At 64.6% G+C, this 25,974-nt stretch carries 25 protein-coding genes; 16 read left to right on the top strand and 9 right to left on the bottom strand.

Going from position 1 to position 25,974, the window contains the following annotated elements; translation table 11 throughout:
- Nucleotides 1-93 precede the first annotated feature (93 nt).
- Both FAZ95_RS23910 and FAZ95_RS23905 read right to left on the bottom strand, forming a co-directional pair.
- Nucleotides 94-744, bottom strand: coding sequence for a response regulator (locus FAZ95_RS23910; RefSeq protein ID WP_137335002.1), 651 nt, complete (start codon nucleotides 742-744; stop codon nucleotides 94-96).
- Nucleotides 741-2,222 (bottom strand): cache domain-containing protein, encoded by a 1,482-nt coding sequence (locus FAZ95_RS23905; protein ID WP_137335001.1) that lies wholly within the window; start codon nucleotides 2,220-2,222, stop codon nucleotides 741-743. Before FAZ95_RS23905 ends, FAZ95_RS23910 begins: the two co-directional genes overlap by 4 nt.
- Nucleotides 2,223-2,432: 210 nt before the next feature.
- On the opposite strand from FAZ95_RS23905, the gene FAZ95_RS23900 reads away from it, so the two are divergent.
- Nucleotides 2,433-4,511, top strand: coding sequence for a carbon starvation CstA family protein (locus FAZ95_RS23900; protein ID WP_137335000.1), 2,079 nt, complete (start codon nucleotides 2,433-2,435; stop codon nucleotides 4,509-4,511).
- Between the two features lie 13 nt (nucleotides 4,512-4,524).
- A complete protein-coding gene (locus FAZ95_RS23895; RefSeq protein ID WP_137334999.1) occupies nucleotides 4,525-4,740 on the top strand; it encodes a YbdD/YjiX family protein in 216 nt (71 codons plus the stop codon).
- 18 nt (nucleotides 4,741-4,758) lie between these two features.
- Here FAZ95_RS23895 and pepE read toward each other — a convergent pair whose 3' ends face one another.
- The 3 genes from pepE to ispH form a co-directional block, all read right to left on the bottom strand.
- Nucleotides 4,759-5,514 carry a dipeptidase PepE gene (gene pepE / locus FAZ95_RS23890; RefSeq protein ID WP_137334998.1) on the bottom strand — a complete coding sequence of 252 codons (756 nt, stop codon included), beginning with the start codon at nucleotides 5,512-5,514 and terminating at the stop codon, nucleotides 4,759-4,761.
- Nucleotides 5,515-5,672: 158 nt separating this feature from the next.
- On the bottom strand, nucleotides 5,673-6,824 hold the full coding sequence (gene hpnH / locus FAZ95_RS23885) for an adenosyl-hopene transferase HpnH (protein ID WP_137334997.1): 1,152 nt from the start codon (nucleotides 6,822-6,824) through the stop codon (nucleotides 5,673-5,675).
- Nucleotides 6,825-6,835: 11 nt separating this feature from the next.
- Nucleotides 6,836-7,780 carry a 4-hydroxy-3-methylbut-2-enyl diphosphate reductase gene (ispH, locus tag FAZ95_RS23880; RefSeq protein WP_137334996.1) on the bottom strand — a complete coding sequence of 315 codons (945 nt, stop codon included), beginning with the start codon at nucleotides 7,778-7,780 and terminating at the stop codon, nucleotides 6,836-6,838.
- A gap of 265 nt (nucleotides 7,781-8,045) precedes the next feature.
- On the opposite strand from ispH, the gene hpnC reads away from it, so the two are divergent.
- Together hpnC and FAZ95_RS23870 are read left to right on the top strand one after the other, a co-directional pair.
- Nucleotides 8,046-8,912, top strand: coding sequence for a squalene synthase HpnC (gene hpnC, locus FAZ95_RS23875; RefSeq protein ID WP_137334995.1), 867 nt, complete (start codon nucleotides 8,046-8,048; stop codon nucleotides 8,910-8,912).
- Nucleotides 8,909-10,084 carry a glycosyltransferase gene (locus FAZ95_RS23870; protein ID WP_137334994.1) on the top strand — a complete coding sequence of 392 codons (1,176 nt, stop codon included), beginning with the start codon at nucleotides 8,909-8,911 and terminating at the stop codon, nucleotides 10,082-10,084. Before hpnC ends, FAZ95_RS23870 begins: the two co-directional genes overlap by 4 nt.
- A 73-nt stretch (nucleotides 10,085-10,157) precedes the next feature.
- Here FAZ95_RS23870 and FAZ95_RS23865 read toward each other — a convergent pair whose 3' ends face one another.
- Both FAZ95_RS23865 and hpnA read right to left on the bottom strand, forming a co-directional pair.
- Complete coding sequence (locus FAZ95_RS23865) at nucleotides 10,158-10,742, bottom strand: hypothetical protein (RefSeq protein ID WP_137334993.1); 585 nt, start codon at nucleotides 10,740-10,742, stop codon at nucleotides 10,158-10,160.
- A 179-nt stretch (nucleotides 10,743-10,921) separates the two neighbouring features.
- Complete coding sequence (hpnA, locus tag FAZ95_RS23860; RefSeq protein ID WP_137334992.1) at nucleotides 10,922-11,932, bottom strand: hopanoid-associated sugar epimerase; 1,011 nt, start codon at nucleotides 11,930-11,932, stop codon at nucleotides 10,922-10,924.
- A 441-nt stretch (nucleotides 11,933-12,373) separates the two neighbouring features.
- On the opposite strand from hpnA, the gene FAZ95_RS23855 reads away from it, so the two are divergent.
- The 4 genes from FAZ95_RS23855 to FAZ95_RS23840 all read left to right on the top strand — a co-directional run bounded on the left by FAZ95_RS23855 (nucleotide 12,374) and on the right by FAZ95_RS23840 (nucleotide 17,201).
- Nucleotides 12,374-13,033 carry a DUF1120 domain-containing protein gene (locus FAZ95_RS23855; RefSeq protein ID WP_175425735.1) on the top strand — a complete coding sequence of 220 codons (660 nt, stop codon included), beginning with the start codon at nucleotides 12,374-12,376 and terminating at the stop codon, nucleotides 13,031-13,033.
- 272 nt (nucleotides 13,034-13,305) lie between these two features.
- Entirely contained in the window at nucleotides 13,306-14,031 is a 726-nt protein-coding gene (locus FAZ95_RS23850) for a fimbria/pilus chaperone family protein (protein ID WP_137334990.1), read from the top strand.
- 43 nt (nucleotides 14,032-14,074) lie between these two features.
- Nucleotides 14,075-16,591 carry a fimbrial biogenesis usher protein gene (locus FAZ95_RS23845; protein ID WP_137334989.1) on the top strand — a complete coding sequence of 839 codons (2,517 nt, stop codon included), beginning with the start codon at nucleotides 14,075-14,077 and terminating at the stop codon, nucleotides 16,589-16,591.
- A 25-nt stretch (nucleotides 16,592-16,616) separates the two neighbouring features.
- Nucleotides 16,617-17,201: a DUF1120 domain-containing protein gene (locus FAZ95_RS23840; RefSeq protein WP_137334988.1), complete on the top strand. Its 585-nt coding sequence runs from the start codon at nucleotides 16,617-16,619 to the stop codon at nucleotides 17,199-17,201.
- A gap of 32 nt (nucleotides 17,202-17,233) precedes the next feature.
- On the opposite strand, the gene FAZ95_RS23835 is transcribed toward FAZ95_RS23840, so the two are convergent.
- A complete protein-coding gene (locus tag FAZ95_RS23835) occupies nucleotides 17,234-20,386 on the bottom strand; it encodes a sensor domain-containing protein (RefSeq protein WP_137334987.1) in 3,153 nt (1,050 codons plus the stop codon).
- Nucleotide 20,387: 1 nt separating this feature from the next.
- On the opposite strand from FAZ95_RS23835, the gene FAZ95_RS23830 reads away from it, so the two are divergent.
- The 5 genes from FAZ95_RS23830 (at nucleotide 20,388) to FAZ95_RS23810 (ending at nucleotide 23,468) form a co-directional block, all read left to right on the top strand.
- Complete coding sequence (locus tag FAZ95_RS23830) at nucleotides 20,388-20,630, top strand: hypothetical protein (protein WP_137334986.1); 243 nt, start codon at nucleotides 20,388-20,390, stop codon at nucleotides 20,628-20,630.
- 35 nt (nucleotides 20,631-20,665) lie between these two features.
- Nucleotides 20,666-20,962 (top strand): acylphosphatase, encoded by a 297-nt coding sequence (locus FAZ95_RS23825; RefSeq protein ID WP_137334985.1) that lies wholly within the window; start codon nucleotides 20,666-20,668, stop codon nucleotides 20,960-20,962.
- Between the two features lie 117 nt (nucleotides 20,963-21,079).
- Nucleotides 21,080-21,325 (top strand): FeoA family protein, encoded by a 246-nt coding sequence (locus FAZ95_RS23820; RefSeq protein ID WP_137334984.1) that lies wholly within the window; start codon nucleotides 21,080-21,082, stop codon nucleotides 21,323-21,325.
- A complete protein-coding gene (gene feoB, locus FAZ95_RS23815) occupies nucleotides 21,322-23,175 on the top strand; it encodes a ferrous iron transporter B (protein WP_137334983.1) in 1,854 nt (617 codons plus the stop codon). Before FAZ95_RS23820 ends, feoB begins: the two co-directional genes overlap by 4 nt.
- Nucleotides 23,172-23,468, top strand: coding sequence for a DUF6587 family protein (locus tag FAZ95_RS23810; RefSeq protein WP_137334982.1), 297 nt, complete (start codon nucleotides 23,172-23,174; stop codon nucleotides 23,466-23,468). The genes feoB and FAZ95_RS23810 overlap by 4 nt, the downstream gene beginning before the upstream one ends.
- A gap of 36 nt (nucleotides 23,469-23,504) precedes the next feature.
- Here FAZ95_RS23810 and FAZ95_RS23805 read toward each other — a convergent pair whose 3' ends face one another.
- Complete coding sequence (locus FAZ95_RS23805; protein ID WP_137334981.1) at nucleotides 23,505-24,050, bottom strand: Mpo1 family 2-hydroxy fatty acid dioxygenase; 546 nt, start codon at nucleotides 24,048-24,050, stop codon at nucleotides 23,505-23,507.
- A gap of 98 nt (nucleotides 24,051-24,148) precedes the next feature.
- On the opposite strand from FAZ95_RS23805, the gene FAZ95_RS23800 reads away from it, so the two are divergent.
- The 3 genes from FAZ95_RS23800 to FAZ95_RS23790 all read left to right on the top strand — a co-directional run bounded on the left by FAZ95_RS23800 (nucleotide 24,149) and on the right by FAZ95_RS23790 (nucleotide 25,894).
- A complete protein-coding gene (locus FAZ95_RS23800) occupies nucleotides 24,149-24,886 on the top strand; it encodes a Crp/Fnr family transcriptional regulator (RefSeq protein WP_137334980.1) in 738 nt (245 codons plus the stop codon).
- 68 nt (nucleotides 24,887-24,954) lie between these two features.
- Entirely contained in the window at nucleotides 24,955-25,377 is a 423-nt protein-coding gene (locus FAZ95_RS23795; RefSeq protein WP_137334979.1) for a MarR family winged helix-turn-helix transcriptional regulator, read from the top strand.
- A gap of 100 nt (nucleotides 25,378-25,477) precedes the next feature.
- Nucleotides 25,478-25,894 carry a MarR family winged helix-turn-helix transcriptional regulator gene (locus tag FAZ95_RS23790; RefSeq protein ID WP_137334978.1) on the top strand — a complete coding sequence of 139 codons (417 nt, stop codon included), beginning with the start codon at nucleotides 25,478-25,480 and terminating at the stop codon, nucleotides 25,892-25,894.
- Nucleotides 25,895-25,974: the final 80 nt, after the last annotated feature.

Genomic DNA, 25,974 nt, shown 5'->3' with positions numbered 1-25,974 from the left:
TGGCGCTTTAGCGCCTAGCCCGGTCTCATGCAGAGCTGTTAGCGCTTCAGCGCTTACTTCAGGCCCACAGTGAGCCCGCGAAAAACCAGCGTGTCATTGCCGCCGTCGCCGATGCTCGACCGCGAACTTGATCAACTCCGCCTGCCCGTCGATATCGAGCTTGCGCTTCAGGTTGAGCCGATGCGTCTCGACCGTGCGCACCGACAGCCCGTTCAATTGCGCGATCTGCTTGCTCGACAGCCCTTCGGCGAGCAGATCGAGAATGTCGCGTTCGCGCGGCGTCAGCGTTTCCAGCGGCGTTTGCATCGCGCTTGCCTGAATCATCCGCGCGGCAAGCCCCGCGCTGAAGAACGTCTGGCCGTTGAGCACCGCGCCGATCGCATGGACGATCTCGGTGGCGGGCGAATCCTTCAGCACGTAGCCGCTCGCGCCGGCGCGCACGGCCTGCATCACGTATTCGATGTTGTCGTGCATCGACAGCATCAGCACCCGGATCGCCGGAAATCGCTCGTGAAAGATGCCCGCGAGCGTGATGCCGTTCATTCCGTTCATGCCGACGTCCATCAGCACGAGATCGGGCGCGACCGTTTCGGCCAGCGCTAGCGCTTCGTCGGCATTGCCCGCCTCGCCCGCGACGTCCAGGTTCGGTACGCCTTCGAGGCGCAAGCGCAGACCGTCGCGCACGAGGGGATGGTCGTCGACCAAGATGATTTTCGCGGCGGCGCGCGATGTCGCTTCGTTCATGAGCGGGGACCTTCGTTCGATGTTGCGGACGCGTTCGGCGACGCGCGCTCCGCTGCGTGCGCGTGGATTCGTTCATGCGCCCGCGCATGTGCCTTGTCAGGCAGCGGCACGCGCGCCGTGACGACCGTATGCCCGGCCTGCGATACGAGCGACAGCGTGCCCGACAGCGTTTCGAGCCGCTCGCGCATGTTGCGCAGCCCGATGCCGCCGCGCGCGTCGGCTTGGGCGCGTTCGACGTCGAAGCCACGGCCGTTGTCCGCGATCGACAGCGTGACGGCGCGCGCCGACACGTCGAGCGACAGCGCCGCGCGCGTGGCCTGCGCGTGGCGCACGATGTTGTTGAGCGCCTCCTGCGCGATGCGAAAGAGCGCCGTATTCACCGCGTCGGGCAACGCGCCCGCGTTCGTGTGCGTGACCTGCGTGAAGCCGAGTTCGATGCCGGTTTCCTCGCCGAGCTCGCGCGTCAATTGTTCGAGCGCGGCAGCGAGGCCGAGGTCGTCGAGCATCGCGGGGCGCAGCGCGTGCGAGATGCGGCGCACTTCGCGAAGCGTGTCGGAGAGGCGCGCGAGGCCCGTCGTCAGCGCGGCTTCGGCGGCGGGCACGCGCGCGCCGGGGCTCGAGGCGCGCTCGAAACGCGCGAGCGCCGATTCGAGCAGCAGCTTGATCGACACCATCATCTGGCTGATGCCGTCGTGCAGCTCGCGCGACAACCGCGCCCGTTCGTTCTCCTGCGATTCGACGACCTGCTGCGCGAGCTGCTTCAGCTTCGCGTCGGCGCTGCGCGATTCGCTGACGTTGACGACGAGCGCGCACAACGCGATCACGCCGAAACCCGCGAGCGCAATCGCGCCGATCCACATCATCGTGCGCTCGATGTTGGCCGAGGCGCGCTCGTCGATGTGTGCGAGGGTCGTGTTCACGTCGTCGAGATAAATGCCCGTGCCGATCATCCAGCCCCAGCGCGGCAGCGGCACGACGTAGCCGAGCTTGGCTTCGAGGCGATTCGTCGACGGCCGGTGCCAGACGTAGCGCACATAGCCGCCGCCGCGCGAGGCCGCGGCGATCAACTGCTGAATCGTCAGCGATCCTTCGGGATCGCGCAGCGACCACCAGTTGTGGCCGACGAGGTTCGGCTCGCGCGGATGCATCAGCGAGTTGCCGTGCATGTCGTAGACGAAGAAGTAGCCGTCCTGGCCGAAATCCATTTTCTCGAGCATCGCGAGCGCTTGCTGACGCCGTATTGCGTCGTCGCGCGCGTTCTCTCCGCTCGCGTTGTAGAGCGGTGCGATCGCGCTCGTCGCGAGATCGACATAGTGCTTGAGCTCGACCTCCTTGCTCGACAGGTAGGCGGTCTGCATCGTCGCGTGCTGCGTCTGCGCCAGCGCCGTGGCCTGCTGGCGCACGCCGAACTCGATGCCGGCGATCGCGACCAGGAAGGGCACGATCGCGAGCAGGAAAATCTTCGTCTTGAGATTCATGGCTGGCTTCGATTCGTGAACTCGCGAACGTGGTGCCTACGTAGTTTTACGTAGTGTGCTTACGTAGTTGTCCGCTTGTGACGCCTACATCGAAAGCGAATACTACACGGCCATGACGCGGTCTATGCGCCGTGCGTCACGCTTGCCCTGCGTGTGATTTCGCAATACCGGCGCCTCACGCCGGTTTCTCATAATAATTTAGGAGACGCCATGAATCGGGCTTCCCAATGTTTTATCTGGATCGCGGTCGCGCTATTGGGCGCGTTCGCGTTCGGCACCATCGCGCTGGCACACGGCGAGCGGGTCAGCGCCCTGTGGGTCGTGATCGCCGCGGTGTGCGTCTATTTGATTGCGTATCGCTTCTATAGCCGTTTCATCGCGAGCAAGGTGCTGCAGCTCGACGGCCTGCGCATGACGCCCGCGGTCAAGCACAACGACGGCCTCGACTACGTGCCGACCAACAAGTACGTGCTGTTCGGCCATCACTTTGCCGCGATCGCCGGCGCCGGACCGCTCGTCGGCCCCGTGCTGGCCGCGCAGATGGGCTATACGCCCGGCATGCTGTGGATTCTCGCGGGCGTCGTGTTCGCGGGCGCTGTGCAGGACTTCATCGTGCTGTTCATCTCGTCGCGCCGCGACGGACGCTCACTCGGCGACCTCGTCAAGATGGAACTCGGCACCGTGCCCGGCGTAATCGCGCTGTTCGGCGCGTTCCTCATCATGGTGATCATTCTCGCGGTGCTCGCGCTGATCGTTGTGAAGGCGCTGGCCCATTCGCCGTGGGGCACGTTCACGGTTGCCGCGACGATTCCGATCGCGCTGTTCATGGGCGTCTACACGCGCTACATCCGGCCGGGCCGCATCGGCGAGGTGTCGATCATCGGTTTCGTGTTGTTGATGGCGTCGATCGTCTACGGCCAGCACGTGCACGATTCGCCGACGCTCGCCGCCTGGTTCACATTCAACGGCACGCAGCTGACGTGGATTCTGATCGGCTACGGCTTTGTCGCTTCCGTGCTGCCGATTTGGCTGCTGCTCGCGCCGCGCGATTATCTTTCGACGTTCCTCAAGATCGGCACGATTCTGGGCCTCGCGATCGGCATTCTCGTCGTCGCGCCGCAACTGAAGATGCCTGCGCTGACGAAGTTCGTCGACGGCACCGGTCCGGTCTGGTCGGGCAACCTGTTCCCGTTCTTGTTCATCACGATTGCGTGCGGCGCAGTGTCGGGCTTCCACGCGCTGATTTCGTCGGGCACGACGCCCAAGCTGCTCGACAACGAAACCAACGCGCGTTTCATCGGGTATGGCGCGATGCTGATGGAATCGTTCGTCGCGATCATGGCGCTGGTGGCTGCTTGCGTGATCGAGCCGGGTATCTACTTCGCGATGAACGCGCCTGCGGCCGTGCTCGGCACGACGCCGGAAGCCGTGGCGCAGACGGTCTCGAGCTGGGGCTTCATGCTGACGCCGGACATGCTCACCTCGACCGCGAAGGCTGTCGGCGAAACGACGATCATCGCGCGCGCCGGGGGCGCGCCGACGCTCGCGGTCGGCATGGCGCACATCCTGCATCAAGTGATCGGCGGCGAGGCGATGATGGCGTTCTGGTATCACTTCGCGATTCTGTTCGAAGCGCTCTTTATCTTGACGGCAGTTGACGCCGGTACGCGCGCGGGCCGCTTCATGCTGCAAGACCTGCTCGGCACGTTCCATCCTTCGCTCAAGCGTACCGATTCGTTGCCGGCGAATCTTGTGGCCACTGCACTGTGCGTCGGGGCGTGGGGCTACTTCCTGTATCAAGGCGTGGTTGATCCGCTTGGCGGCATCAATACGCTGTGGCCGCTGTTCGGCATCTCGAATCAGATGCTGGCCGCGATTGCGCTGACGCTTGGCACGGTGGTGCTCTTCAAGATGAAGCGCGACCGCTTTGCTTGGGTCACGCTGGTGCCGACGGTGTGGCTCTTGATCTGTACGCTGACGGCGGGGTGGCAGAAGATTTTCGATGCGAATCCGAAGATCGGCTTCCTGGCGCATGCGGCGAAGCTCTCGGCGGCGGCCGATGCGGGCACGGTGATGGCGCCCGCGAAGTCGATCGAGCAGATGCAGCGCGTGATCTTCAACGACTACATCGATGCGGCGCTGGCTGGGCTCTTCATCTTCGTCGTGGTGAGCATGGTGGTGTATGGCGTGATCGCGGTAATGCGCGCACGTCGCGCCGATCGGCCGACGTCGAATGAGACGCCGTTCGAAGCGATGCCGGCGCACCAAGCAGGCGTGACGGTTCAATAAACGGAGGCCCGCGATGTTTTCCAATCTGCATGAGGTGCGAAATGAAGTGCGGAACGCGGGCCGGTATCTCGGGCAGGCGCTGCGGCTGATGGTCGGGGTGCCTGACTATGAGACGTATGTCGCGCACATGCGCGCGACGCATCCGGATCGGGCTGTGATGACGTATGAGGAGTTTTTTCGCGAGCGGCAGGATGCGCGGTATGGCGGCGGGGCGGGGAAGTGCTGCTGACCCGGACCCTGCCGGTGTTCAGATCCGGAGCGCGGGCCAATCCGCGAGATCAGCGGGGCCGATGATCTGCGCAAGCGGGAACGTCTCGCCTTCGGCGATCTTCACGATCGCGTCCTTGCCTGTGAAATGCAACGCGCCGCGCTCGCCGAGCACGGTGCCGTTCGTGCCGTCCGAGTAGAGCGCCGAGCCTTCGGGCAGCGCGAACACCTGCTCGGGTGCATTGATCTCGAGAAACTCGGCAAGGCGTTCCTCGCGGCTTTCTCCGTTGTGCCCCGCCGGCTTGCCGCTGATGAAGTGCGGGTTGATCTGGAACGGCACGAGGCCGAGCGCGCGCAGCGTCGGCGGCTGGACGATCGGCATGTCGTTAGTTGTACGGATCGTCGGACATGCCACATTGCTGCCCGCGCTCCAGCCGATATAAGGCGTGCCCGCGTGCACCTTCGCGCGAATCGCATCGACGATGTCGGCCTCGTACATGCGCTTCAGAAGCGCAAAGGTATTGCCGCCGCCGACCGCGATCGCATCCGCCTGCTCGATCGCGAGCGTCGGATTCGCGCTGCGATGAATCGACTCGAGCGCGTAGCCGAGCGTTTCGAACGTCGGCTTGACGATCGCTTCATAAGCGTCGAAACCGAATGCGACACCGGCAAACGGAACGAAGACAATCTTTCGCGCTTCGTGTTTGAGTACCGTATGGATCTGTTCGGCGGCGTGCTCCAGATAGCCGAGGTTGTCTTTGCGGGAGCTGCTCATCAGCAGGATGCGCTGTGTCATGGTTGCCTTCCGGATCGGCGTAAGGTGAGGGAATTCGGGAGCCGCGCCATCGATGATCGAGGCCGCTTTTCGGAGCGGCGCGGGCATGAAAAAGGGCGCAACAGGTTGACTCGTTGCGCCCTTTCTTTCATCACGCACGCAGCGTGCGAGTTGCCGGTTTAATGCGCAGCGACCGCCTGCGTTTTCTTCGCACTGTTCGCACGCCCGATTTCCTCGAGCTTGATCTCGACGTGACGCGAGAACACGTATTCAGCCGGACGCTGCTTGTCGAGCGGGATGTCCTTGACGAACGCGCCTTCGGTCTTCGGACCGCGCAACGCCACGCCCAGCGCCTTCAGCGGATGCGCCACGGTATCCATCACCGCAGTCGCTTCGAAGCCGCAGTGGACCATGCAGTCCGCGCACTTTTCGTAGTTGCCGGTGCCGTACTTGTCCCAGTCGGTGGTCTCCATCAGTTCCTTGAAGGTCTTCACGTAGCCTTCGCCGACCAGATAACACGGCTTTTGCCAGCCGAACACCGTGCGCGCCGGGTTGCCCCACGGCGTGCATTCGTAGGTCTGGTTGCCCGCGAGGAAGTCGAGGAACAGGCCCGACTGGCTGAACGACCAGTTCTTGCCGTTGTTGCCGCGCTTGAAGATCTCGCGGAACAGCTGCTTGGTCTTGTCGCGGTTCAGGAAGTGCTGCTGATCCGGTGCGCGCTCATAGGCATAGCCCGGCGACACCGTGATGCCGTCGACGCCGATCGGCTTCAACGTATCGAAGAACGCGGCGACGCGCTCGGGCACGGCATCGTTGAACAGCGTGCAGTTGATGTTGACGCGGAAGCCGCGGCGCTTCGCTTCGCGGATCGCGGCGACGGCCTTGTCGTAGACGCCTTCCTGCGACACCGAGTGATCGTGCATCTGCTGATCGCCGTCGAGGTGCACCGACCAGACGAAATACGGGCTCGGCTCGTAGTCGTCCATCTTCTTTTCCATCAGGAGCGCGTTCGTGCACAGGTAGACGAACTTCTTGCGCTTGATGATGCCCTTGACGATCTGCGGCATTTCCTTGTGCAAGAGCGGTTCGCCGCCGGCGATCGAAACGACCGGCGCGCCGCACTCGTCGACCGCGCCCAGGCACTCTTCGAGCGACAGGCGCTGGTTCAGGATGGGGTCCGGATAATCGATCTTGCCGCAGCCGTTGCAGGCGAGGTTGCAGCGGAACAGCGGCTCGAGCATCAGCGCTAGCGGGTAGCGTTTGTTGCCGGAAAAGTGCTGGCGGAAGATGTAGGAGCCAACACGGACTTTTTGCAGCAGCGGAATAGACAAGGTTGAGCTCCTTAGGCTTCGCGCGCGACGGCTGGCTCGGCCAGCTTCGACGGCAGCTTGAATTCGACTTTTTCTTCACGGCCCGTCATCGTCGTGACTTCGACGGGCCCCAGGGCGCGCAGCGCACTGATTACGTGTTCGACCATTTCCTCGGGCGCCGACGCGCCCGCCGTGATACCGACCGTCTGCGTCGCGGCAAACCATTCCGGCTTCACTTCCGAGCCGTCCGCGACGAGGTAGCTCGGCACGCCGCTTTCGGTGCCGATCTCGCGCAGGCGGTTCGAGTTCGAGCTGTTGGTCGCGCCGACCACCAGCAGCACGTCGACCTGCTTCGAAAGCTCGCGCACCGCGGCTTGGCGGTTTTGCGTCGCGTAGCAGATGTCGCGCGTATCCGGGCCGACGATGTCCTTGAAGCGGCGCATCAGCGCTTCGATGATGCCGCGCGTGTCGTCGACGGAAAGCGTGGTCTGCGTCACGTACGCGAGCGGCGTATCGTCGGCGAGCGGCAGGGTCGCCACTTCCGCCTCGCTCTGCACGAGCAGCACCTGGCCGGGAATCTGGCCGATCGTGCCTTCGACTTCCGGGTGCCCCGCGTGGCCGATCAGGATCAGCGTGCGGCCGGCCGCGACGTACTGGCGGCCCTGCACGTGCACTTTCGTGACCAGCGGGCAGGTGGCGTCGAGCACGTCGAGACCGCGTTGTTCGGCATCGCGCTCGACGCTTTGCGCCACGCCGTGCGCGCTGAAAATCGCCACGGCGCCATGCGGCACCTCGTCGAGTTCTTCGACAAAGCGGGCGCCTTTGCTGCGCAGGTTTTCGACGACGTGCCGATTGTGAACAATTTCATGGCGCACATAAACGGGTGCACCGTGTCGTTGCAGCGCACGATCCACGATCTCGATCGCGCGGACGACCCCCGCACAAAAGCCGCGGGGCTGAGCAAGGATGACTCGCATATGTTAGGGAACTCCGACTGACGCGGGGTCTCGAACAAGCCGGTAGCCACGACTGTATCGCCCCGAATCCAGGTATGAAGAAAGCGGGCGCAATCCCGGCAAACCGAATCCAAACGCGCATTCTACCGCTATCGGGTCCGGCGCGCTTTAATAGGGTCGTCGGCTATTTGCAAGCAGTCGTCTCCGCCCGTGCAACGGTGCCCTGGAACCCAGTAAACTATTGGGCCGAAAGCGAATCTTTCGCTTGCATTACAGAATGTGCAGTATGGAAGTCGATCCCTACGAACACGATCCGGTCGCGCGCTTTTTGCTCCCGAAGGCGCTGCGCGCGCCGGCCGGCGTGATTTACCACTTTGTGCGCACCGCGGCCGAAATCGCCGACGTTAGCAGCGGAAGTCCCGCCGGGCGCCGCGCCCGTCTGGCCGACTTCCGGGCCGGGCTCGATGCCGCCGCGAACGGCCGTGCCGCCGCCGTGCACCCGCTCTTGTTCGAAAAAGTGGCTGTCGTGTCCGCGCAACATGGTGTGCCGCTGGCGCCGTTCTACGACCTCGTCGCGTCGTTCGAACACGATATCGACACCACCCGCTACGGCAATCGCGCCGCGCTCGCCGAATACTGCAACCGCTCGGCGAACCCGATCGGGCATTTGCTGCTGCATCTGATCGGCGCCGCCACCCCCGCCAACCTCGCCGCTTCCGACGCGATCTGCACATCGCTGCAACTCGTCCACTTGTGGCAGGACGTGGCGATCGACTGGAACAACGGGCATCTCTATCTGCCGCTCGCCGATCTCGCGCGCTTTGGCGTGACCGAGTCGCAGATCGCGCGCGGCACGTGCAACGACGCCTGGCGTGCGCTGATGGCGCATGAGATCGCCTACGCGCGTTCGCTGATGGTGCGCGGCGCGCCGCTCGCGCGGCGTCTGCCGGGGCGCTTCGGTCTCGAGCTGTGCAGCGTCGTCCAAGGCGGCCTGCGCATTCTCGAGCGCATCGAGCAGGCCGATTACGACGTGTTTCGCCAACGTCCCGTGCTGGAAACGCTCGATTGGTGCATCATCGCGGCGCGCACGGCGAAAATGCGTCTGTTTGGCAGCGTCGGCGTAAGCGCACTTTCGTTCGAGGGCCACGCATGACCGTCGCAATTCTGTTTCTGTTGTCCGCCATATCGCTCCTGATCTGGTGTGTGCTGTTGTTTGCCCGCGGCGGTTTCTGGCGTACGCGTCCGGCGCCGCCGCTGCCGATCGGGCCGCGCGACGCGTGGCCGGCCGTCGCCGCCGTCGTGCCCGCGCGCAACGAAGCGGACGTGATCGGCAAGGCGGTCTCGACGCTGATCTCGCAGAACTATCCGGGCGCATTCCATGTAATCGTCGTCGACGACCACAGCACCGACGGCACCGCCGATGCCGCGCGTGCCGCCGCGCTGTCGCTGCAGCGGCCCGAGCGGCTGACGGTGCTGACCGCGAAGCCGCTGCCTGCCGGCTGGTCGGGCAAGGTCTGGGCGCAGTCGCAGGGTATCGAAGCGGTAAAGTCGCTCGGCCTGCCGGCCGACTACCTGCTGCTGACCGACGCCGACATCGGACACCCTGCCGACGCCGTCGCGCAACTCGTTGCGCGCGCAACCGAAGAGAAGCGCGATCTGGTCTCGCTGATGGTGCGGCTGCGCTGCGATTCGCTCTGGGAGAAAGCGCTGATCCCGGCGTTCGTGTTCTTCTTCGCGAAGCTGTACCCGTTCTCGTGGGTCAACAATCCGCGCAACAAGACGGCCGCTGCGGCCGGCGGCTGCATGCTCGTGAAGCGCGCGGCGCTCGAGGAAGCGGGCGGCATCGAATCGATTCGCGGCGAATTGATCGACGATTGCAGCCTCGCGAGCCGGATCAAGCATCGCGGCGAAGGGCATCATCCGATACGGCTCGACGTTGCGGCGCATAGCGTGTCGCTGCGTCCGTACGACAACTGGCGCGAGATCTGGAACATGATCGCGCGCACCGCGTTCACGCAGTTGCGCTATTCGCCGTGGCTGCTGCTGGGCACGCTGATCGGCATGACGCTGATTTATCTGGTGCCGCCGGTCGCTGCGCTCGTGCTCGGTCCGTACGGATGGCCCGCTTGGGTCGCATGGGCCGCGATGTGCTGCGCGTATGCGCCGATGCTGCGCTACTACGGGCGTTCGCCGCTGTGGGCGCCGCTGCTGCCGCTGGTCGCGCTGTTTTATGTCGGTGCGACGGTGGGGTCCGCGGTGCGCTATTGGCGCGGCAAGGGCGGTCAGTGGAAGGCGCGCGTGCAGGCGCCGGTGCAGGAGAGGTAAGCCGCAAGCGCCGCACGGGTTTTGCGGCTGATATAGCGGCGGCGCGCACTGCGCTGCCGCCGTTTCAACACCATCAACGCTGCGTCAGCATCATATAGAGCTGAATCGCCATATCCGGCGAGAACGTGAACGGCACCCAGCCGTGGCCCGTGTGGCGCAGCACCAAGAGACGATCGCCGTTCGATTGCTTCTGCACGGCCATCACCGGATTCTTCGTCGACACGAAACGCCAGCCGGGCGCCAAGCCCGTCGGCGGCTCCGGCACCATCGACGCGCGCGCGTTCGCCAGTTCTTCGATCAGCTCCCCCACCTGGTCCGGATGCAACGACACCGACTGTCCGCCGACCGTCAGCACGATCTCGTTTTGCGCCGGGCGCGCGACGTGCAGCGTGGGTTTTTCGTCGACGGTTTCGACAGCATGCGCTGGTTCGCCAACCGGCGCGTCGGCGGCGGGAGCGGTCGCGTGATCAGCAGCCGGTTCGGCGGCTACCGCTGCCGCTTGCGCCGTTTCGCCGGAGTCAGCGCCTGCGGCCGGTGCCGCGGACGCGCGCTCAGCCGAGGCTTCGTGCGCCGCTTGTTGAGCGAGCGCGGTTTGAATGAGCTGGGTGAGCTGATCGACACCCGTTTCGAGCGCGCCGATCTGTTCTTGGAGGTTCATGCGAGGCTTCTCTACGTAAGACTCGCGATTTTACTCGCTGCGCGCGGGCTGTGATCGCAGCGCGGCGTACACAGGTTGTAACAAATTGCTCGGCGCGCTGTGCGTTTGCCATGCCGGACCACGCCGGACCGCCGCAAAGCGCGGCGGCCGCGTCACCGAGTCACGTCTTCCTCACGTGTTCACTTCGTCAAGTAGCCCGCTTGCCGGAACCAGTCGAGCGCATCGCGCAAGCCCTCGCGATACGGCCGCGCGCGATAGCCGAGCTCGCGTTCCGCCTTCGCCGACGTGAAGTACATCTTGTTCTTCGACATCTTGAGGCCGTCGACGGTCACGAACGGCTCGCGCTTCGTGATCTTCGCGACGGCCTCCGCGCCGAGCGCCAGCGGATAGAGCGGCCAGCGCGGCAGGCTGATCGTCGGCGGCTTGCGGCCCGTGAGCGCCGCGATGTCGGCGAGCATCTGCTGCAGCGGCAGGTTCTCGCCGCCGAGGATGTAGCGCTCGCCGATGCGTCCGTGTTCGAGCGCGAGGAAGTGGCCGGCGGCGACGTCGTCGACGTGCACGAGGTTCAGCCCCGTATCGACGAACGCCGGAATCTTGCCGAGCGCGGCCTCGACGATGATGCGGCCGGTCGGCGTCGGCTTCACGTCGCGCGGGCCGATCGGCGTCGACGGATTGACGATCACGGCGGGCAGCCGGTCGCGCTCGATCATGCGCTCGACCGCGCGCTCGGCGAGCACCTTGCTGCGCTTGTAGACGCCGATCGCGTTCTCAGCGGTGAGCGGCGCGGTTTCATCGGCGGAATTCCCGGAGCTCGTGACCTTGAGTGTTGCGACGCTGCTCGTGTAGACGATGCGCTCGACGCCCTCGGCGAGCGCCGCGCGCATCGTCGCTTCGGTGCCTTCGAGGTTCGCCCGTTCGATCTCGGCGGGGTCGGGGGCCCACAGGCGATAGTCGGCGGCGACGTGAAGCAGATAGCGCACGCCGCGCAGGGCGGCGCGCATCGAGGCTTCGTCGCGCATGTCGCCGACGGCGACTTCCGCGTTCAGGTCTTCGAGGTTCTTGCGTGGGCTCGTCGCGCGCACCAGCACGCGAACGGCGAAGCCCTTTTGTTGCGCGATGCGCGCGACGGCCGAGCCGACAAAGCCGGACGCGCCGGTGACGAGAACGAGGTCTCGCGATTGATCTGCCATGGGTTCCTCGGAATGGCGGCTTACGACGGCACGCAGTGTGGACCGCGTGTGCCGTTTTGGATGTTGCGGGATTTTACTTGCGTTGAGCTTGGTGCAGGTTTCGGGGAAATAGTCGGCTTTCTGATTTCAGCTTGCTGAGCTTAGTGGTTCGCGGGCGGAGTCGGGCGCGATGGTTCTGAAGTCGTGCCTCTTTAATACCGAGGAGATTGCAATTGCAAGCTAAGCTGAAAAAAACCCCTGTTTCCGGAAATGGCAGGACGATATTTATCGGACCAGTACTATGCGAATTCACGCCTTTACCTGGCTCTGTCACATATCAGGTTCGGGCTTGACAAATTAAAATGGCTGCGCAGTCCGGGTGTTCTGCAGCTTCGTGAATTCAGGCGCCGCTGCGGTGCAGCTTCGGACTGCTATTTTTTTCTAAAACCGGAGGTACTTTCTATGAAATTCCCCCTTCTTTGTACACTGTTGGCGACCATCGGTGGGATGTCGTTCACGCAGGCCCACGCCCAATCGGTCGAAGTTAAGGTGATCGGCACGATCAAGCCCGCCGCGTGTACGCCGACCCTCGCCGGCGGCGGCGTGGTCGACTACGGTGACATAAAGGCATCGACGCTGAAGCAGACGGAGTTTAACGTGCTATCGGAGAAAAACCTCGCGCTATCGATCACTTGCGACTCGCCGATGAAGATCGGGCTTCGTGTCACAGATAACCGCCCGGAAACTGTTGTGCCGGGTGCGCAGGCAGCATCTGGTGGTGGCGGGGACGACTCGAGATCTCATGGGCTTGGTGCGGTGTCGGGCAAGAACGTCGGCATTTACACGATGTCGGTCCGGGAATTTACCGGTGACAGCACGAGCGTCGACACGGTTCGTTCCACTGACGCGGGCAAGACATGGATGGCCGGCGCCTGGATGCTCCCTGGGGGCACCCACATGACGTCGTGGGCTGCCACGGACAACAAGACCGTGCCTGGAGCATACAAGAACCTTACCGGCACGGTCACCGTAGCGACAGTACTGAACAAGGGTTCGGAGCTGCCACTGGAAAACGATGTGCGGCTGGACGGTTCGGCCACGCTGGAGCTGGTCTACCTGTAAGTCTCGCAGGTGCGTCAGGCTCCGCCTGACGTCCGGGGCGTCAGCGCAAAGCCTCTACCCCCTCCGGCCGGCATGGTCCGCGACGATCGTGCCGGCCACTCAAGCGACAACCTGGCGCCGAAGCCGCTTCCAGCCAGTGCCTGTCAAGACAGGTTTCCGGTAACAGGACTGCTCCAGTTGATATGGGTTCCGTATCAAATGGATGGCGCCCTATTGCCGATTGATTGCCGCCTCTGACGCGGCACAGACTCGAAAAATAACAGGAGTCCTACATGATACCGCTCAAGAACCTTCCGCTCGCCCGGCTCACGCTTGGCCTGTTGGCGGCCATCTCGGTCTTCACCATGACCGGGCCCGCCTCGGCCACCGGCATGCAGCCGGAAACGTCGGTCATCGTGCTCGACGAGGGGCAGGGCGAGACCAGCCTGAATGTGAAGAACACTGACGCCAAGCCAGCCCTGCTGTACTCGTCAATCGAAAACATCCCGGAAGACTCCGAGGCGCTGGTGGTGCTCACCCCTCCGGTGGTCCGGGTCGAGGCCGGCGACACACAGCTCGTGCGCTTCATCAGCCAGGCGAAGGAGCCGGTCAAAACGCAACGCCTGAAGCGCGTGCTGTTCGAAGGCATTCCTCAGAGCGAGGGTGGCGGCGCGAAGATCGACGTCACGGTGCGCCAGAACCTGCCGCTGATCGTCCACCCGAAGGGACTCGCGCAGAACCGCGAGCCCTGGACGCTGCTGAAGTGGTCGACGGAGGGTGGCGAACTGAAGGTCGCCAACGATAGCCCGTACGTGGTGCGGCTCGCGCAGAAGGTTCACCTGAAGCCGGCCAACACCGAAGTGGAGCTGCCGCGCACCTATATCCTGCCGGGCGAATCGCTCTCAGTGCCGGCCGCCGGCGCGAACGCGGGTGCCAGCACGGTCACGCTCTATCCTGCCACCGTGTACGGCTACTCGGTCGATAGTTACGACGCGCCGCTTGCCGCCGCGAGCCGCTGACGTGAGCGCATCCCTCCCGCTGCCCTGTTCCCCGGTTACTGCCATGCACACCGGCTCACCGTCCGATACGCGGCGAACGCCGCGCGATGCACCGCGCCTGCGTCCTCTGGCCGCTGCCCTGTCCGCGATTGCGCTGGGGCTGGGTCTGGCGACGGGCGATGCCGATGCCCGCGAGACAGCAGGCGAGGACGGCGGGACAGAAAAGCGCCAGTCCGCCACGTTCGATGTCGAAACGCTGCGCGCGCGCGGCATCGACCCCAAACTTGCCGAGTATTTCCGTGAGGCGCCGCGCTTTCGCGAGGGTACGCACGTCGTGACGCTGGTGGTCAACGGTATGAAGGCGGGGCTGGTGGACGCCACCTTCGATGCGAACGGCGGGTTGTGTTTCACCGCCGCGCTGCTCGAGAAGGCGGGGCTGCAGGTACCGCGTGGCGACGAGGGCGCGACCGGCGATGCGACGCAATGTTACGACTTCATAGAGGCGTGGCCGCAAACGCAGGTCACCCTGAGGCCCGGGCGCGAGGAAGTCTCGCTGCTGGTGCCAACCGACGCGTTCCGGGCTCCCGAGGTGAACCTGTCCGGGTTCGCCACCGGCGGTACGGCGGGTCTGGTCAACTACGACATCATGGCGATGTCCTCGCACACGGGCGGCAACGCAAACACATACCTGTACACCGCCACCGACGTCGGCGTCAACGTGGGCGATTGGGTCCTCCGTAGTCGGCAGCTGTACACGTCCAACGACGGACGTGGCCAGTTCAACCACCTGTATGCGTACGCGCAGCGTACGTTCGCACAGTATGGTTCGACGCTGCAGGCAGGCCAGATCAACATCGCCAGTCCGCTGTTTGCGGGCGCCCCGCTCACCGGCATGCAGGTCCTGCCGGAAACGGCATTGGCGACCCGCGGCAACGACGGGCCGCGGGTCGAAGGCATTGCCCAATCCGAGGCGCGCGTGGAGATCCGTCAGGCTGGGGCACTCATCTATTCGACGCAAGTGCCGGCCGGCCCCTTCTCGCTCTCCGGCATTCCGCTGCTGAATTCGCGTACCGACCTGGATGTCACGGTTGTGGAAGCGAACGGCGCCGAGCACCGCTTCGTGGTGCCGGCTGCCTCGTTCGGCAGCGCCATGCTTGCGCCGCCCGGCTACTCGTTCGCCGCCGGGCGCATCCGCGATCTCGGTGATGTCAAGAACCCGGCGCCATGGGTGATCACCGGTGCCGGCAGTTGGGCGCTGGGCCGGCAGATGGTCACGAGCGCGGGTCTGATGGGCTCCACGGACTACCAGGCGCTCGGCTGGGGACTGGACGCGCGGTTCTGGCAGAACACCGCCGCGAGCGTGCGCAACACGTTTTCGAACGCGTCGCGCGAAGGCGCGCATGGCACCCAGGCAAGCGTATCGCTGAGTTCCGGACTGACCGAGCGTCTGAGCGCGAGCGTATCGGCCACCATGCAGACGTCGGGCTATCGCGATCTGCTGGACACCACGATCGACACGAGCAGCGGCTGGCTCGATTCGCGTTACCGCAACCAGTACACGGCGTCGCTCAACTGGTCCGATCCCGTGTTGGGCGGCATCAACCTGGCGTACACGGGGGTGCGGCCGTTCAACGGCACGAACACCGACCGGCTCGTCGCATCGTGGGGCAAGACGTTCAAATATGCGACGGTTAACGCCAGCTTTGAGACCGCGCTGGGCGGCTCGGGTGACCGTGATCGAGCCGGGCGCGGAGCCGGCGCGAACAACGCGTTTTATCTGAACGTCAGTATTCCGCTCGGACAGCGCAACGTGCGCACCTACGTCAATCGCCGCGAAAACCGCACGGTGATGGGCGCAGCGCTCAGCGAGAAGGTCAACGACTATGTGAACTATCGCGTGGCGGCCGAACGCCATGACGGTCGCGCCGACCTGACCGGAAACGTCGCGCTTACGCCGCGCTACACGCAGCTCAACCTGGGCTTGGGACGCTACGGCAACCAGAGCACGAACTACTCGGGCCAGATTCGCGGTGGCGTTGCGCTGCACGGCGGGGGTATCACCGCATCGCCGTATCCGATCCAGGACACCTTCGGCGTCCTGTCGGTGGGCGACATTTCCGGCGTGAAGGTGTCCACGCCGTATGGGCCGGTCTGGACCGACATGTCCGGCCAGGCTGTCATACCGCAGCTGCCGGCGTACCAAAGCAGCCGTATCGAACTCGACACGAAGACGCTCCCGCGCAACGTCGATATCCGCAACGGTTTCAGAATGGTCGAGGCGGGCCGCGGGTCGGTGAACAATGTCGAGTTCGACGTCGTGCGCACGCGCCGCGTGCTGGTCAGCGCCACCGACGAACAGGGCAAGGCGTTGCCCAAGGGGTCGTCGGTGATCGGTGCGGACAATGCGTTCGTGACGACGGTGGTCGACAACGGTCAGATTTTCCTGGCCAACGGACAGATCGGCGAGGCGCTGAAGGTGTCGCTGCCCGATGACCGGCAATGCGAACTTACCCTCGAACTGCCGGAGAAGGGCAATGACGAAGCATTCTATGAGCAGGCGAGCGCCGTGTGTCGCGCCTGACGGACAGTCAATGAGGACAATAGCCATGGTGAACACAGACAAGGAGCAGGACACGTTGCGGCGTGCGGCGCTGGGCGTGGCCGCAGTTATCGCGATGGCGGCGGCCGGTCATGCGCAGGCGGCGAACTGCGAGATGCAGATGAGCACGTCGAGGTTCGACTACGGTCAACTGAGCCGCACCGAACTGGACGCACAGAAACCCGAGGCGGGTGGCGTGTCGCTCGGCAGGCGAACGGCGACGCTGAACATCACATGCGAGCAGCCCACCACGATGGTGCTGCGCTTCGACGCGCCGTCGGCCGCTTCCGGCACCTTCGTGTTCGCGGAGCGCGGCAACTATGTGATGAAGATCAGCGAGGCGCACCTCGACGGCAGCGCCGTGGCGCTCGGTCGCATCAGCGCACCCGGTCAGGTGCCTCAGGCAGCGAAGATGAGCGAGACATTCGAGTCCGGCGAGGGTGTGGGCCTAGTGACGGACGGCCGGCCGGCCCGGGGCCGGCATCTCACCGCGCAGATCGAGATAGAAACGCGGGTGCCGTCCGAGGCACTCAGGGTACGCAGCGAGACGCAGCTTACCGGGCAGGGGCAGTTGCAGCTGATTGAACGATAGGAGCGATCTTGACGGCGAGCCGGTTGCCGCCATCAACTACATTCAAGCACCCCTTCATTGAAGCTCTGAATAAACGCATGCGCGTCCGCCGCAACCATCGGCCGCGCGAACCGGTAGCCTTGCACGAGGTTGCATCCGTGGCGGCGCAGGAACGCGAGCTGCTCGTCGGTCTCGACGCCTTCGGCCACGACTTTGAAGCCCAGCGCGCGGCCGAGCGACAGAATCGCGCGCGTGATCACTTCGTCCTCGCGGTGCACGCCGATGCCGCGCACGAACGACATGTCGAGCTTCAGACGGTCCGCGTGGAACGTGCGGATGTAGGACAGGCTCGAGTAGCCGGTGCCGAAATCGTCGATGGCGATATCGACGCCGGTCGCGCGTATCGCGCGCAGCATTTCGATCGACCCGTAGGCCATCAGCGCGCCCTCGGTGATCTCGACTTCGAGCAGCGACGGCGACAAGTCCGCGCGCGTCAGCGCGCGCTCGATCACGCGCAGGATGTCGCCGCGCGCGAACTGCCGCGGCGAGATGTTCACCGACATCCGCAACCCCGGCAGCGTCGACTGCCACGCTTGCGCCTGGTAGCACGCCTGCTGCATCACCCATTCGCCGATCGGCACGATCAGGCCGTTTTCCTCGGCGATCGGAATGAAGGTGGCGGGGCTCACCGGACCGAGCTCCGAATCGCGCCAGCGCAAGAGCGCTTCGACGCCCGTCACGCGGTTCGATTGCAAATCGACTTGCGGCTGATAGTCGAGCCGGAATTCGCCGTTCGCGAGCGCGGCGCGCATGCGGCGCGACAGCGCGAGGCGTTCGTCGGCGACGCGGCCGAGTTCCGGCTCGAACCGGTGCACCGCATTGCGTCCGTTCGATTTCGCGCGGTACATCGCGAGGTCCGCGCGGCGCAACAGCGTTTCGCCATCGGCGCCGTCGGACGGGAAGCTCGCGATGCCGACGCTCGTCTCGACGTAGAACTCCGTGTCGTCGATCCACACCGGCCGCGAGAACGCGTGCGAGACGCGCGCGAGCACGTCGGTCAGGCGATCGGTCTCGCCTGGCTCGACGATCACCATCACGAACTCGTCGCCGCCGTAGCGCGCCACGGTATCCGACGTGCCGACACAGTCGGCCAGGCGTTGCGCGATCTCACGCAGCAGCCCGTCGCCGATGCCGTGGCCGAGGCTGTCGTTGACGTCCTTGAAATGGTCGACGTCCATGAAGATCAACGACACGCGCGTGCCGCGCGCGGTGCCATGCTTGATCGCGTGAGCGAGCCGCTCGTTCAATAGCGAGCGGTTCGGCAGCGCGGTGAGCGCATCGAAATTCGCCTGATGGCGCAACATGTCGCGCGATTGCACGAGTTCGGTGACGTCGTTGACGACGCTGATGTGATGCGTGATCTGTCCGTTTTCGTCGCGCACCGGCGCGATATAGAGCTGATTCCAGAACAGCGTGCCGTCGCGCCGGTAATTGCGCACGAGCGTCGTCACTTCGCGCTCGTCGGCGAGCGCGCGGCGGATCGATTCGATGCCCGGCTGGTCGCGATCGTTGCCCTGCAGGAAGCGGCAATCGGAGCCGATGACCGCATCGGTCCGGTAGCCCGTGATGCGCTCGAACGCAGGGTTCGCGTATTCGATCAGATTGCCTTTGTCGGTCGCGCGCGTGATCAGCACGGCGTTGACGATCGCGTCGAGCGCGCGGCTGCGCAGGCGCAGCGCCAGTTCGACATCCTTGCGCTCGGTGATGTCTTCGTAAGTCGCGAGCAGGCCGATGACCTCGTCGCGCGCGTTCTTGAGCGGCACCTTGGTCTTTCGATACCAGCGCCAGTTGCCGCCCGCGGCCGGCGCGAACTCCTCGTACGCATTCAACGGCTTGCCGCTCGTGATCACTTCGCGGTCGCGCATGCGCGCCACCGACGCGAAGTTCTGCCAGGGCAGATCGTAGTCGGTGAGACCGGTGATCTTCGACGCGTCGGCGATGCCGACGTCGTCCGCGAACGCGCGGTTGCAGCCGAGGTAGTGAGAGCGCGTGTCCTTCCAGAAAATGCGTTGCGGCACGCTGTCGATCACCGCTTCGAGCATCTGCTTCGATTGCTGGACCGCTTCCTTGGCCTGTTCCTTTTCGGTGACGTCGACCGCGACGACGAAGCACGCGCGGCGATTCGCGTGATGGAGAAAGTGGAAGGTCGGTTCGACGAAAAAGCGCGTGCCGTCCTTTTTCACGTGGCAGCGCACGCCGGTCGTGCCGCTGACCGAGCCGGGCGTCTCCACGAACGTGGCGAAGCGCGCGAGGAATCTGTCCACGTCTTCGGCGGGCCGCAGCCTGGCGATGCTGAGGCCCTCGAATTCGTCGCGCGAATAGCCGTAGAGGCGCACGGCGGCATCGTTGACGGCCGCGATCGTCGCCGTCTCGACGTCGTAGATCAGCATCGGCAGCGGATGCTCTTCGAAATACTCGCGAAAGCGCGCCTCGCCTTCCTCGGCGACGATGCGCACGCGTGCGCGCTCGAGCCCGAGACGGTGATTCGCGAGAAAGCCATAGACGAGCAGCACGAACGCCGCCGCGGCGGCCGCCGCGAACGCGGTGCGCTCGGAGGCGAGGCGGCGCGCGGAAAGACTCGCGCGGGCGCTGGTGGAGAGTTCGCTTGCCGGGTCGAGCGAGGCGACGCCGACGGCGAGGCGGTGCCGCGTCTCGTTGACTTCGCCGAGCGCCTGCCGCTCGAGGGAGACGGTGTCGCCTTGGGTGCTCGCGGTGAGCGTCGTCTGGGCGAGCTGGCGTTGCCATTCGCTGGTCGCTGCGCGCAGCGCGTCGATTTCGCGCGCGCGTTGCGGGTCTTGTGCGAACGCGTCGGAAAGATCGCTGAAATAGCGAGTGGCGCGCTCGAGCCGCTCGACTGTCCACGGCACGGCGTGCGATGCGGGGTTGTCGAGCAAGCGCAGAAAATCGGCATCGGCTTCCGCGTAAAGCGATTCGAGCCCTTCGACGTCGTCGCGCACGTGCAGCACCTGCGTCAACTGTGCGTCCGCGACTTCGCGCGCGGCGAAGATCTGGCTTGCGGCAAACGCGACCATCCCAACGGCAATGGCGCACAACGCGACCGTCAGAATGGTCGTGTTGTGTTCTTCGAACCAGCTTTTGACCATCCGGATGCGGCTGACACCTACCGCGTGGTCTTGTGCAGCCACCGTGAAGTCCCCCCGCGCGATCGAAAAGAAGATGCGTAAACTGTTTACGACCGCCGCTTTGATTTACTTAAGTGCTCGCCGAAATGAATTTTGCTTTTACGTTTGCGTCTTTCTTGATCTTGATTGGCTGGATGCGGCTGCTTTCGTTGTATTAATCGCGCTGACAGTTTCAACGGCGTTCTCGTCATTGATGGCGCCGTTCGCTTTATCTCATCCTCCGGCAGGGTCGCTGCGGCACGACTAAAATGCGGGCGGAATGGATACGCAGGAGATGCGGGTATGACTGGGCCCGATTTAAACACAAGAATTGAAACTTATTATGTCCGTGTGCGCGGTGTCGTTCAGGGTGTGGGTTTTCGGCACGCGACGGTGCGCCAAGCGCATGCGCTCGGCATCACCGGCTGGGTCGCGAATCTGGACGACGGTTCGGTCGAAGCGATGCTGCAAGGTCCGGCCAATCAGGTCGACCTGATGCTCGAATGGTTGCGGCGCGGGCCGCCGGCCGCCCGCGTGACCGATCTCGCGGGCGAGGAGCGCTACACCGACAAGCGTTTCGATCGCTTCGAGCAACACTGACGACGCTGCCGGTCGGCAGCGTGATGCGCGACGCCTTCCGACCTTACATTTAGGATGCATCGGGACCGATCACTCTATATAATGAGAACGGTTCTTATTTCCATTCAAAAAATTCCGATGCGCCTGTCCGACTTGCCAAAGGGTGCTCCCGCCGTGGTGGAGCACGTTCAGGATGTTCATGCATCCGATTCGATTGCGCAGCGCCTGCGCGATCTCGGGTTCGTCTCCGGCGAACCGGTGCGGGTGGTCGCACGCGGGCCGTGGGGCGCCGATCCGATCCTGATCCAGATCGGCTCCACGCGGTTCGCGCTGCGTCGTGCCGAAGCCAGCCGCGTGAGCGTTCGGGAGGCATCGAGCGTATGAGCGCGGCCAACCTGCGTATCGCCCTCGTCGGCAATCCGAACTGCGGCAAAACCGCGCTGTTCAATCAACTCACCGGCGGGCGCCAGAAGGTCGCGAACTATGCCGGTGTCACCGTGGAGCGCAAGGAAGGGCGGTTCACCACGCCTTCCGGCCGCCACGTTCAAGTGCTCGATCTGCCGGGCGCCTACAGTTTCGACTCGACCAGCCCCGACGAGCGCATCACCCGCGACGTCCTGCTCGGACGCTATCCGGGCGAGGCGGTGCCGGATCTGATCGTCTGTGTCGCCGATGCGACCAATCTGCGTCTGCATCTGCGTTTCGTGCTCGAAGTCAAACGGCTCGGGCTGCCCGTGCTGCTGGCGCTGAACATGATGGACGCCGCCACCCGGCGCGGGATTGTCATCGACGTGCCCGAGCTGCAACGCCGGCTCGGCGTGCAGGTCGTGGAGACGGTGGCCGTGCGGCGCGGCGGCGCCGGCGCGCTGATCGATTCGATGGATCGAATGGGGCCGCTCGAGAAGCCGTCGTCCGCACCGGCTTCGAGCGGTCAGCAGGACCACGCCGATTTACACGCCGAAGTCCGTGCGCTCCTGGCGGCGGCCGTCACGATGCCGCGCGCGACCGATGCGCGCGACGACGCGATCGATCGCGTCGCGCTGCATCCGGTGTTCGGGTTGATGATCCTGGCGCTCGTGATGTTTCTCGTGTTCCAGGCGGTCTATTCGGTGGGCAAGCCGATGACCGATGCGATCGGCGACGGCTTCGGGTGGCTCGGTACCGAGGTCGGCGCGTGGCTGCCGGACGGGCCGCTGCGTAGCCTCCTGACCGATGGCGTGATCGGCGGTCTTGGCACCGTGCTCGGATTTCTGCCGGAAATTCTCGTGCTGTTCCTCTTCATTCTGCTGCTGGAGGAATCGGGCTACTTGCCGCGCGCGGCGTTTCTGCTCGACCGTGTCATGGTCTCGGTGGGGCTCACGGGGCGCTCGTTCATTCCGTTGCTGTCGAGTTTCGCGTGCGCGATTCCCGGCGTGATGGGCACGCGCAGCATCACGGATCCGCGCGACCGGCTCGCGACGATCCTCGTCGCGCCGCTCATGACCTGCTCCGCACGCCTGCCGGTCTACGCGCTGTTGATCGGCGCGTTCATTCCGATCCATCACGTATTCGGGGTATTCAATCTGCAGGGCCTTGTGCTGTTCGCGCTCTATGTGGCCGGAATTGGCGGCGCGATGCTGGTCGGCTGGATCTTGAAGCGCCTGCGCCGCGATCACGTCGAACACGCGCTGCTGATGGAGCTGCCGTCGTATCGTCTGCCGAAGCCGCGTGACATCGCGATCGGCCTGTGGGAGCGCGGCTCGATCTTTCTCAAGCGGCTGACCGGCGTGATTCTCGCGCTGACCGTGCTGATGTGGTTTCTGTCGACGTTTCCGTCGCCGCCGGCGGGCGCCACGGGGGCGGCCATCGATTACTCGTTCGCGGGCTACATCGGCCGCGGCCTGCAATACCTCTTTGCTCCGCTTGGCTTCAACTGGCAGATCAGTCTTTCGCTGATTCCGGCTTTCGCCGCACGCGAAACGGCCGTTGCGACGCTGGCCACGGTCTACGCGGTGAGTGGCGGCGATGGCGACATCGTGAGTCTCGGGCACGCGCTCGCCGCCAATTTCTCGTTGGCAAGCGCGCTGTCGCTGCTGGTCTGGTTCGCGTTCGCGCCGCAGTGCATGTCGACCCTCGCCGTGATCCGCCGCGAGACCCGTTCGGCGCGCATCGTAGCGATTTCGTTCGGCTACATGTTCGTCATGGCGTACGCGGCATCGTTCCTGACGTATCAGATTGCGAGGTGGCTCACGTGAGTTTCAGTTTGTGGTGGCAATACGCGGTGATCGCACTGCTCGTCGTGGCGAGCGTGCTTTACACGTTTCGCAAAGTGGCGCCGAAGCTGGCGGCCCGTTGGCAAGCCGCGGCGTCGATCGCGCTGACGCGGCCCGGGCGCTCGCGTGCGGCGCTCGCGCTGGGCCGCTGGCTGAGTCCCGGCGGTGCTACCGGCAATTGTGGCGACGGCTGCGGTGCCTGCGGCAGTTGCGACACGCCGCAGCGCGCGGCCGATCATCCGGATGGGCAGCCGATCACGTTCCGCTCACGTTAGCCGGAGCGTGCGAAGGGCATCGTCCGGGGCTTCTGTTCAGCCCTGATGACGCGGGTTCGCATGCGGCGCGTTGATGCGCGTCGGACCCGCCTGGCTTTCGATTGCCTCGCGCAGCGCCGGTCTCCAGCCGAATCCGAACAGCGCTTCGGCGAGCACGAATAGCGGACCGATCAAGAGGCCGACCACATCGTCGACGAAAGCGGGCTTGCGATGCTCGTACGCCGCATGGCCGACGAATTGAAACACCCAGCCGACGACAAAGAGCCCGATGCCCGCGCCAAGCCAGGTGCCGAGCGGCGCTTGCGCGAGCCAATGGCCGAGCCAGAGGCACAGCGCGGAAACGACGGCCATCATCAATCCGAGCGGCACGTCGAGCACGAGGTAGTAGACGGTCGCCGCGACGAACAGCACCCAGGCCGGCGACAGCGCGAGCGGCAATACGCCGAAGTTCGAAGCCGGCCGGCTCAGCAGCACGGCGAGCGCAGCGACGATCATCGGAATGCCGACGAAATGCGTGGCGATATTGCGCCGGTCGCGATGGTAGGCCGCGTATTGGGCGAGCTGGTCTGTCAGCGTTCGCATGGATGTCTCCCTTTATCGAAAGCGCTCATAATCGCGCTCAATCGTCTGTCGACACTTTCGGCTAGCCGACAATCCGCGCTTTCTTGCCCATCCATGCTATGACATCGCACTCCGCCAGCGCACCTGCCGATCGCGAAGCGCTTGCCGCCGCGCTGGCGGCGAGCGCGTGGTTCCGCGCGAATCCCGAGGACTTGCGCGCGGCGCTCGTCGAGCTGGGGCGCGTCGAGCGGCTGGCCGGCGGCGCGCGGCTTTTCATCCGCGGCGACGCCGACGATGGCCTCTATTGCGTGCTGGAAGGCGCCATCCGGATCGGCGCGGCGAGCTTCGCGGGCAAGGAGGCGCTCCTCGTTCTCGTCGAGCCGGGGAGTTGGTTCGGCGAGATCGGGCTGTTCGACGGCCGGCCGCGCACGCATGACGCCTACGCCGAGCGCGATACCGTGCTGTTTCATGTGCCGCGTGCGGCGCTTGCCGCGCTGCTCGAACGCACGCCGCAATATTGGCACGCGTTCGGCCTGCTGCTGACGCAGAAATTGCGCCTCATGTTCGAATTGATCGAGGAAACGGCGCTGCTTCCCGCGTCGCAGCGCGTGGCGCGGCGGCTGTTGCTGATGGCGGGCGGATACGGCGACGCGAGCGCCGCGCGGCGCGTACTCAAGGTGCCGCAGGAAGACCTCGCGATGATGCTCGCGCTGTCGCGCCAGACGATCAATCAAATCCTCAAGCAATTCGAAACGCAGGGCGCGCTGACGTTGCGCTATGCGGAGATCGAGATCGTCGATCCGGTGTTGCTGACGGCGCTGGCGATGCCCGACGCGGTCGCGCGGCCACACCGGTAGGTACTGCGTTCCGTTTGCCTTGGCGCTCGTCCTTGACTATGTGTGTACGCACATATAAACTGCCTTTCATGAACAGACCTCTCTCTTACGACGAATGCAACTGCTTCGCGCTGCGTCAAGCGGCGCGCTATGTCACGCAGATCTACGAGCGGCATCTGGCGCAGGTCGGTATGACGGCGGCGCAATTCACGATCATGGCCAAGCTCGCGCGCCGGCCGGAATCCACGATGCTGGAGCTGTCGGAGCAGATGGTGATGGACCGCACCACGCTCGTCCGTGCATTGAAGCCGATGCAGCGCGACGGGCTGGTTGTGGCGAAGCCTTCGGAGCAGGATAGCCGCTTGTTCTTGCTGAGCTTGTCGGCAGCCGGCGAAAGGATCTTCGATCAGGCGGTGATCGCATGGCGCGCGGCGCAAGACGAGTTCGAGAAGAAGTTCGGCCGTGCGCGCGCGAAGGCGCTGCGTGCGGAGCTGTTCAGCATGACGGTTTGACCCGCCGCGCACGGATGGAGGCGGCCCGTGAGTTTGAAGCAGGGCCGCCATCTTTTTCCTTGACGATGTGCATATGCACTAATAAACTGCTTTCAATCACATGGCGGACTCTATCGAAGACGACTGTTTCGCGATTCGGCAAGCTTCGCGCTACGTCTCCCATATCTACGACAAGCATCTGGCGAGCGTCGGTTTGACGACGACGCAATTCTCGATCTTGGGAAGGCTCAAGCGCCTCGGGCCGTTGACGGCGTCGCAGCTGGCCGAGGCGATGGTGATGGAGCGAACCACGATGGTGCGCGCGATTCAGCCTTTGCATCGCGATGGTCTGGTGACGAGCACACCGTCCGAGTCCGACCGGCGCGCGCATTCGATCCGGTTGACCGAACTCGGCGCGCAAAAGCTTGCGAGCGCGGTGATTCCCTGGCAAACGGCGCAAGAAGAGTTCGAGCAGCGTTTCGGCACGCAACGTGCCGCCTCGTTGCGGCAGGAGTTGTTCGCGCTGACGCGGGGATAGCGCTTTTGCTTGAAAGCATCGCCATACGGATAGGCGCGCTAGATCGCGCTTTATTTCAATCAAACGGAGTGCATACGCAC

The organism is Trinickia violacea, from assembly GCF_005280735.1.
Taxonomy (GTDB): domain Bacteria; phylum Pseudomonadota; class Gammaproteobacteria; order Burkholderiales; family Burkholderiaceae; genus Trinickia_A; species Trinickia_A violacea.
The sequence above is the reverse complement of the archived record's forward strand: the minus strand, read 5'-3'. Positions and strand labels throughout refer to the sequence as shown.

What these genes read in the sequence shown, in the direction of transcription:
- FAZ95_RS23865 (WP_137334993.1), bottom strand. Translation starts at nt 10,742, where the DNA reads ATGAACCTCCAAGAACAGATCGGCGCGCTCGAAACGGGTGTCGATCAG.
- FAZ95_RS23895 (WP_137334999.1), top strand. Translation starts at nt 4,525, where the DNA reads ATGTTTTCCAATCTGCATGAGGTGCGAAATGAAGTGCGGAACGCGGGC.
- feoB (WP_137334983.1), top strand. Translation starts at nt 21,322, where the DNA reads ATGAGCGCGGCCAACCTGCGTATCGCCCTCGTCGGCAATCCGAACTGC.
- FAZ95_RS23850 (WP_137334990.1), top strand. Translation starts at nt 13,306, where the DNA reads ATGATACCGCTCAAGAACCTTCCGCTCGCCCGGCTCACGCTTGGCCTG.
- FAZ95_RS23905 (WP_137335001.1), bottom strand. Translation starts at nt 2,222, where the DNA reads ATGAATCTCAAGACGAAGATTTTCCTGCTCGCGATCGTGCCCTTCCTG.
- FAZ95_RS23910 (WP_137335002.1), bottom strand. Translation starts at nt 744, where the DNA reads ATGAACGAAGCGACATCGCGCGCCGCCGCGAAAATCATCTTGGTCGAC.
- FAZ95_RS23800 (WP_137334980.1), top strand. Translation starts at nt 24,149, where the DNA reads ATGACATCGCACTCCGCCAGCGCACCTGCCGATCGCGAAGCGCTTGCC.
- ispH (WP_137334996.1), bottom strand. Translation starts at nt 7,780, where the DNA reads ATGCGAGTCATCCTTGCTCAGCCCCGCGGCTTTTGTGCGGGGGTCGTC.
- FAZ95_RS23795 (WP_137334979.1), top strand. Translation starts at nt 24,955, where the DNA reads ATGAACAGACCTCTCTCTTACGACGAATGCAACTGCTTCGCGCTGCGT.
- pepE (WP_137334998.1), bottom strand. Translation starts at nt 5,514, where the DNA reads ATGACACAGCGCATCCTGCTGATGAGCAGCTCCCGCAAAGACAACCTC.
- FAZ95_RS23845 (WP_137334989.1), top strand. Translation starts at nt 14,075, where the DNA reads ATGCACACCGGCTCACCGTCCGATACGCGGCGAACGCCGCGCGATGCA.
- FAZ95_RS23900 (WP_137335000.1), top strand. Translation starts at nt 2,433, where the DNA reads ATGAATCGGGCTTCCCAATGTTTTATCTGGATCGCGGTCGCGCTATTG.
- FAZ95_RS23790 (WP_137334978.1), top strand. Translation starts at nt 25,478, where the DNA reads ATGGCGGACTCTATCGAAGACGACTGTTTCGCGATTCGGCAAGCTTCG.
- FAZ95_RS23825 (WP_137334985.1), top strand. Translation starts at nt 20,666, where the DNA reads ATGACTGGGCCCGATTTAAACACAAGAATTGAAACTTATTATGTCCGT.
- FAZ95_RS23870 (WP_137334994.1), top strand. Translation starts at nt 8,909, where the DNA reads ATGACCGTCGCAATTCTGTTTCTGTTGTCCGCCATATCGCTCCTGATC.
- hpnA (WP_137334992.1), bottom strand. Translation starts at nt 11,932, where the DNA reads ATGGCAGATCAATCGCGAGACCTCGTTCTCGTCACCGGCGCGTCCGGC.
- FAZ95_RS23820 (WP_137334984.1), top strand. Translation starts at nt 21,080, where the DNA reads ATGCGCCTGTCCGACTTGCCAAAGGGTGCTCCCGCCGTGGTGGAGCAC.
- FAZ95_RS23840 (WP_137334988.1), top strand. Translation starts at nt 16,617, where the DNA reads ATGGTGAACACAGACAAGGAGCAGGACACGTTGCGGCGTGCGGCGCTG.
- hpnC (WP_137334995.1), top strand. Translation starts at nt 8,046, where the DNA reads ATGGAAGTCGATCCCTACGAACACGATCCGGTCGCGCGCTTTTTGCTC.
- FAZ95_RS23805 (WP_137334981.1), bottom strand. Translation starts at nt 24,050, where the DNA reads ATGCGAACGCTGACAGACCAGCTCGCCCAATACGCGGCCTACCATCGC.
- FAZ95_RS23855 (WP_175425735.1), top strand. Translation starts at nt 12,374, where the DNA reads ATGAAATTCCCCCTTCTTTGTACACTGTTGGCGACCATCGGTGGGATG.